Source organism: Streptomyces sp. NPDC056486 (assembly GCF_042795295.1).
In the GTDB taxonomy this organism is placed as follows: domain Bacteria; phylum Actinomycetota; class Actinomycetes; order Streptomycetales; family Streptomycetaceae; genus Streptomyces.
Genome location: NZ_JBHTSF010000117.1, coordinates 22,316 through 28,464 on the forward strand (window position 1 = coordinate 22,316; position 6,149 = coordinate 28,464).

Annotated in this window: 6 protein-coding genes; 5 read left to right on the top strand and 1 reads right to left on the bottom strand. The window is 68.3% G+C overall.

What is annotated here, in order from left to right; all coding sequences use genetic code 11:
- Positions 1-43 precede the first annotated feature (43 nt).
- Positions 44-670: a hypothetical protein gene (locus tag ACFQ7F_RS33340; RefSeq protein WP_383278709.1), complete on the bottom strand. Its 627-nt coding sequence runs from the start codon at positions 668-670 to the stop codon at positions 44-46.
- Between the two features lie 212 nt (positions 671-882).
- Here ACFQ7F_RS33340 and ACFQ7F_RS33345 point away from each other — a divergent pair, with 212 nt between their 5' ends.
- The 5 genes from ACFQ7F_RS33345 (at position 883) to ACFQ7F_RS33365 (ending at position 6,001) form a co-directional block, all read left to right on the top strand.
- The gene (locus ACFQ7F_RS33345; protein WP_383278712.1) at positions 883-1,875 is read left to right on the top strand and encodes a GlxA family transcriptional regulator; all 993 of its coding nucleotides are present in this window, start codon (positions 883-885) and stop codon (positions 1,873-1,875) included.
- A gap of 109 nt (positions 1,876-1,984) precedes the next feature.
- Positions 1,985-2,638: an isochorismatase family protein gene (locus tag ACFQ7F_RS33350; protein WP_383278715.1), complete on the top strand. Its 654-nt coding sequence runs from the start codon at positions 1,985-1,987 to the stop codon at positions 2,636-2,638.
- 127 nt (positions 2,639-2,765) lie between these two features.
- The gene (locus ACFQ7F_RS33355) at positions 2,766-2,843 is read left to right on the top strand and encodes a 50S ribosomal protein bL37 (RefSeq protein ID WP_370443954.1); all 78 of its coding nucleotides are present in this window, start codon (positions 2,766-2,768) and stop codon (positions 2,841-2,843) included.
- A 160-nt stretch (positions 2,844-3,003) separates the two neighbouring features.
- Positions 3,004-3,426: a VOC family protein gene (locus tag ACFQ7F_RS33360; protein ID WP_383278718.1), complete on the top strand. Its 423-nt coding sequence runs from the start codon at positions 3,004-3,006 to the stop codon at positions 3,424-3,426.
- Positions 3,427-3,607: 181 nt separating this feature from the next.
- Entirely contained in the window at positions 3,608-6,001 is a 2,394-nt protein-coding gene (locus ACFQ7F_RS33365; RefSeq protein ID WP_383278721.1) for an ATP-binding cassette domain-containing protein, read from the top strand.
- Positions 6,002-6,149: the final 148 nt, after the last annotated feature.

A 6,149-nucleotide genomic window follows, 5' to 3' on the forward strand; every position in this document is an offset into this window, starting at 1 on the left:
CAACCTACGTTGTCGGGATTCCGCGGCCCAGGCGGGTCACCCGTCACCCCGTGATGGATCCGGTGAACTCAGGGAATTCCAGGTCGAATTCCGCGCTGCCGCGCTGCACGGTGACGACGATCTTCTTGCCGTACTTCGTCTCGAGCGCGTTGTCATTCGTCTTCGTCGCGGACACCCCGGGAGCCAGGCGCCCCTCGAGCGGCTCGGCGCCGTTCTCGAACGAAGTCGACGCGGCCTCGCCGCCGTTCGTGGCGCCCTCGATGATGAGGGACACGTCATTGAGGGCGACCGCGGACTTGCCGGAGTTCGTCACCTTCAATTTCACGCGGAAGTCGGTGCTGCCGGGATCGGCGGACTCAAGGAGCTCGGCGTCGTAGTCCTTGAACACCTTCGCCTCGGCGACGGACACCTTCAGACCGTCCGGCCACGTGTAGGACTCGCCGAACTTCAGGCCCGTCGTCCGCCCCTCGGTTCCGTCGCCGTCGGCACCGGCACCGGCGCCCTCGTCGGAGCAGTGCTTCATCCAGTCGGCCTGACTGATGTTCTCGTCCGCGCAGTCGACCTTCTTCGAGGTCGAGGCCTTCGAGCCGTTGCGCGACTTCGCATCGGCGCTGTCGCCGCCGTCGTTGCCATCGCCGCCGCCGCACGCGGTCAGAGCGGCCAGAAGCATGGCGGCCGCAGCCGTAGCCGCAGCCGTACCAGCGCGAACGCGCATATGTCCCCCCGAAGTTGAGCCAGGCGGAACACGGTATGTCACATGCGATTGAATCATGCAGGATGTGATCAGGTCGTGATGCATGGTGCCCTGATGGATATCCGGGTGTCCGGATGTGACAGGGAATCGTCATTGCGGCCATCGGTGGCGGCGATGAGGATGGGCTCATGCCCACTCCGCACCGTGTCGTCATCGCGGTCTTCCCCGATGTCGACCTCCTCGACGTCACCGGCCCCGCCGAGGTCTTCGCGCTTGCCAACCGGGAGACCGCGGGCCGCGCCGGCTATCAGGTCCGCCTTGCCGGGCCGGTCGCCGGCGAGGTCCGTACGTCGGCGGGGGTGCGCGTGGTGGCCGACCTGGGCTTCGACGAGGTCGGCGGGCAGGTGGACACCCTGCTCGTGCCCGGCGCGGTCGACATGACCGACGAGGGCCCCGTCGCCCGTATCGACGCGGACGTCGTGGAGTGGGTGAAGGTGACCGCCCCGCAGGCCCGCCGAGTGGCGTCGGTGTGCGTGGGCGCGCACGTACTGGCCGCGGCCGGACTCCTCGACGGGAAGACGGCGACCACCCACTGGTCGACCGCCGCCCAGCTGGCCGCCGAGCACCCGGCCGTCACGGTCGACCCGGACCCCATCTTCGTACGCACCGAACGAGGCCGGTTGTGGACCGGGGCCGGGATCAGTGCCTGCCTGGATCTGGCCCTGGCGCTCGTGGCCGAGGACCAGGGCGAGGACGTGGCCCTGTCGGTGGCCAGGCAACTGGTGATGTACCTCAAACGCCAAGGCGGTCAGAGCCAGTTCTCCGTGCCGCTCAGCCGACCGGCCTCCGCACGCCGCGACATCGACGAACTGCGGCTGTGGATCGCCGAGCACCTCGATGAGGACCTGTCGGCGGCGGCCCTTGCGGCCCGGATGTGTCTGAGCGAGCGGCACTTCGCCCGGGTGTTCAAACAGGAGACGGGCGCGGGCGCGGCCGATTACGTCGAAGCCGCCCGCGTAGAAGTGGCGCGCCGCCTGCTGGAGACAACTGACAGCGCGCTCGACCAGGTCGCGGCCGCCGCCGGGCTCGGTTCGGTGGAGACGCTGCACCGCGCCTTCAACCGGCAGCTCGCCACGACCCCGGCGGCCTACCGCCGCCGCTTCCGCATCCAGACCCCCTGACCTTCTTCACCCCCCACCCCCCTTGGGCATGCAGGCGAGCCCACGGCTTCGCCGTCATGCCCCGGTCCGTCATGCAGCCCATACAGAAATTCACCATGAAAGGCGCCCCATGAGCACGCACACGAACACGCACACGAACGCGCATGCGAATCAGTCCTCCGCGCCCCTGCGCGACGTGATCAGTCTGGACAATGATCCGCCCCGGTTGAGCGAATCCGCCCTGATCATGATCGATTTCCAGAACACCTACCGGACCGGCGTCATGGCCCTGGGCGGCGCCGAAGCGGCGCTCGCGGCGGGTGCCCGGCTCCTGGCCCGCGCCCGTGCAGCGGGCATTCCGGTCATCCACATCCTCAACGACGGCGGCGAGGGCACCCCCTACGACATCCGCGCGCACATCGGTGCCATCAGCGACGAGGTCGCCCCGGCGGACGGCGAGGCGGTCGTGGTCAAGCAGTTCCCCAACTCCTTCCACGCCACCGATCTCGAGAGGACGCTGAGCGATCTGGGCATCGCCCAGGGCAGCGGTGGGGACCTGGTGCTCGCGGGCTTCATGACACATATGTGCGTCAACTACACCGCTCAGGGAGCCTTCAATCTCGGCTACCGCCCCACGGTCATCGCCGAAGCCACCGCCACCCGAGCCCTGACCACCCCGGACGGCACCGTCCTGCCCGCCGCCGCACTCCAGACGGCCGCCCTGACCACCATCACCGACCTGTTCGGCACCGTCGTCCCCACCGTCGACGCGATCCCTGCCTGAGCCCCGGGGGCCAGGTGGTTCTCGTGGTGACGTAGACCACGTCATGACGAGGCGTCGATCTGGGTAGGGGGCGCATGATCGCCTGGGCTCAGGCCCGGGAAGCACCACAGGAACCACGGAGGTATCCATGTCCTCGAAGCGACGTCGCAAGAAGAAGGCCCGCCGCAAGAACGGCGCGAACCACGGCAGCCGCCCCCAGTCCTGACGACGGGCACGGCCATCGGGGGCGGCACCATGGGGTGCCGCCCCCGATGCGTTCCGCCGCGATGTGCGTTGGGTGGGTGTCGCCGCCAGCGCAATGTTCAAACCAGACCGGTCAGGAATCGAGAAGCGAAGGCCTCGGGGCCGGCTCTAGCGTGATGGCCATGGACGTCACCGTCACCGTCACCCTTCACGCGAGCTTCCTCCCGCACGACGACCCGGACGCCTCCCTGGCCTTCTACCGCGACACCCTCGGCTTCGAAGTCCGCGACGACGTCGGATACGACGGGATGCGCTGGATCACCGTCGGCCCCACCGACCAGCCCGGCATCTCCATCGTCCTGCAGCCGCCGGCCGCCACCCCCGGCATCACCGACACCGAGCGCCGCACCATCGCCGAGATGATGGCGAAGGGCACCTACGCGGGCATCCTCCTGGCCACCGCCGACCTCGACGGCGCCTTCGCGCGACTGCGGGCCAGGAACGCCGAGATCGTACAGAATCCGACCGAGCAGCCGTACGGCGTCCGCGACTGTGCCGTCCGTGATCCCGCGGGCAACCTGCTCCGCATCCAGGAACTGCGCTGAGCCGATCCGCGGCGATCGCAGCCGCGACAGGACCGGCGGCGCCGATCGGACGAACGGCGAACCGTTGCCGCAATCACGCCGAAGAAGTAGAAACTGACCTACTGCTCGACGCTGATCAGATCGAGCCGGGCGACACCGACGGGGACCGCGCAGGCGGCTCCGCCCGACAGATGGAGAGACCATGAGCCCCGCCAAGAGGAAGAGCACGCAGTCGCCTGCGCTCCATGCTGCCGACAGCCACGACTTGATCCGCGTGCACGGCGCGCGCGTGAACAATCTCAAGGACGTCAGCATCGAGATCCCCAAGCGCCGCCTGACGGTGTTCACCGGCGTCTCCGGCTCGGGCAAGAGCTCGCTGGTGTTCAGCACGATCGCCGCGGAGTCACAGCGGATGATCAACGAAACCTACAGCTCCTTCGTGCAGGGCTTCATGCCGACGCTCGCCCGGCCCGAAGTCGACGTACTCGACGGTCTGACGACAGCGATCATCGTCGACCAGCAGCGGATGGGGGCCGACCCCCGCTCCACGGTCGGCACCGCCACCGACGCCAACGCCATGCTGCGCATCCTCTTCAGCAGGCTCGGCAAGCCGCACATCGGCCCGCCCAGCGCGTACTCCTTCAACACCGCATCGGTCCGGGCGAGCGGCGCGATCACCGTGGAGCGCGGCAACAAGACCACGGCGCAGAAGGCGACCTTCAACCGCACCGGCGGCATGTGTACGCGCTGCGAAGGCCGGGGCTCGGTCTCCGACATCGATCTCACCCAGCTCTACGACGACTCCAAGTCGCTCGCCGAGGGGGCGTTCACCATCCCGGGCTGGAAGTCGGACAGCCAGTGGACCGTGCAGGTCTACGCCCAGTCCGGCTTCGTCGACCCGGACAAGCCGATCCGCGAGTACACCAAGAAGCAACTGCGGGACTTTCTCTACGGGGAGCCGGTCAAGGTCAAGGTGAACGGCGTCAACCTCACCTACGAAGGCCTGATCCCCAAGATCCAGAAGTCGTTCCTGTCCAAGGACAAGGAGGCGATGCAGCCGCACATCCGGGCCTTCGTGGAGCGGGCTGTCACCTTCACCACCTGCCCCGAGTGCGACGGCACCCGGCTCAGCGAGGGGGCCAGGACCTCGAAGATCAAGCGGCTCAGCATCGCGGACGCCTGCGCGATGGAGATCCGTGACCTCGCCGAGTGGGTCCGCGGACTCAAGGAGCCCTCGGTGGCGCCGCTGCTCACGGCGCTGCAGCAGACCCTCGACTCGTTCGTGGAGATCGGTCTCGGCTACCTCTCGCTCGACCGTCCCGCGGGCACGCTGTCGGGCGGCGAGGCGCAGCGCGTCAAGATGATCCGCCACCTCGGCTCCTCGCTCACCGACGTGACGTACGTCTTCGACGAGCCCACCATCGGTCTGCACCCCCACGACATCGAGCGGATGAACAACCTGCTGCTGCGGCTGCGGGACAAGGGCAACACGGTGCTTGTCGTCGAGCACAAGCCCGAGACCATCGCGATCGCCGACCACGTCGTCGACCTCGGCCCCGGCGCCGGCACGGGTGGCGGCGCCGTCTGCTTCGAGGGCACCGTCGACGAGCTGCGGGCCAGTGACACCGTCACCGGCCGCCACCTCGACGACCGGAGCGCGCTCAAGGATCCGGTGCGCGAGCCCACCGGCACGCTGGAGATCCGCGGAGCCACCCGCCACAACCTGCGGGGCGTCGACGTCGACATCCCGCTGGGCGTGCTGTGTGTCGTCACCGGCGTCGCCGGCTCCGGCAAGAGCTCACTGATCCACGGTTCCATCCCTGTATCCGCGGGTGTGGTCTCCGTCGACCAGGCGCCGATCAAGGGCTCGCGGCGCAGCAACCCGGCGACGTACACCGGACTGCTCGACCCGATCCGCAAGGCGTTCGCCAAGGCCAACGACGTGAAGCCTGCGCTGTTCAGCGCCAACTCCGAGGGCGCCTGCCCCACTTGCAACGGCGCCGGCGTCATCTACACCGACCTGGCGATGATGGCCGGAGTCGAGACCACCTGCGAGGACTGCGAGGGGAAGCGGTTCCAGCCCTCGGTCCTCGAATACACCTTCGGTGGCCGCGACATCAGCGAAGTGCTCGCGATGTCGGTGACCGAAGCAGAGGAGTTCTTCGGCGCGGGCGAGGCGCACACGCCGGCCGCGCACAAGATCCTCGACCGGCTCGCCGACGTCGGGCTCGGCTACATCAGCCTCGGCCAGCCGCTCACCACCCTGTCCGGCGGCGAGCGGCAGCGGCTCAAGCTGGCCACCCACATGGCGGAGAAGAGCGGCGTCTACATCCTCGACGAACCGACCACCGGACTGCACCTCGCCGATGTCGAGCAGCTGCTCGGCCTGCTCGACCGGCTCGTCGACTCCGGCAAGTCGGTCATCGTCATCGAGCACCACCAGGCGGTCATGGCGCACGCGGACTGGATCATCGACCTCGGTCCCGGTGCCGGTCACGACGGCGGCAGAATCGTCTTCGAGGGCACACCCGCCGACCTCGTCGCCGACCGCTCCACCCTCACCGGCGAGCACCTCTCGGCCTACGTCGCCACCTGAGCGAGTCCTCTGCCGATAGGGGTCGGCGTTGAATATTCGTCGCTCGGATTCTCTCGTTCGGGTACGAATTCGGAGACTGCACGCGGACGACCCACGGAGTCAGTAACCACCGTCTGATGGTCCATTAAGCCCGTGGCATGCGCATGCC

Bases quoted from the DNA above. Each gene is read 5' to 3' on its own strand.
- ACFQ7F_RS33350 (WP_383278715.1), top strand. From the start codon at position 1,985: ATGAGCACGCACACGAACACGCACACGAACGCGCATGCGAATCAGTCC.
- ACFQ7F_RS33345 (WP_383278712.1), top strand. From the start codon at position 883: ATGCCCACTCCGCACCGTGTCGTCATCGCGGTCTTCCCCGATGTCGAC.
- ACFQ7F_RS33365 (WP_383278721.1), top strand. From the start codon at position 3,608: ATGAGCCCCGCCAAGAGGAAGAGCACGCAGTCGCCTGCGCTCCATGCT.
- ACFQ7F_RS33360 (WP_383278718.1), top strand. From the start codon at position 3,004: ATGGACGTCACCGTCACCGTCACCCTTCACGCGAGCTTCCTCCCGCAC.
- ACFQ7F_RS33355 (WP_370443954.1), top strand. From the start codon at position 2,766: ATGTCCTCGAAGCGACGTCGCAAGAAGAAGGCCCGCCGCAAGAACGGC.
- ACFQ7F_RS33340 (WP_383278709.1), bottom strand. From the start codon at position 670: ATGCTTCTGGCCGCTCTGACCGCGTGCGGCGGCGGCGATGGCAACGAC.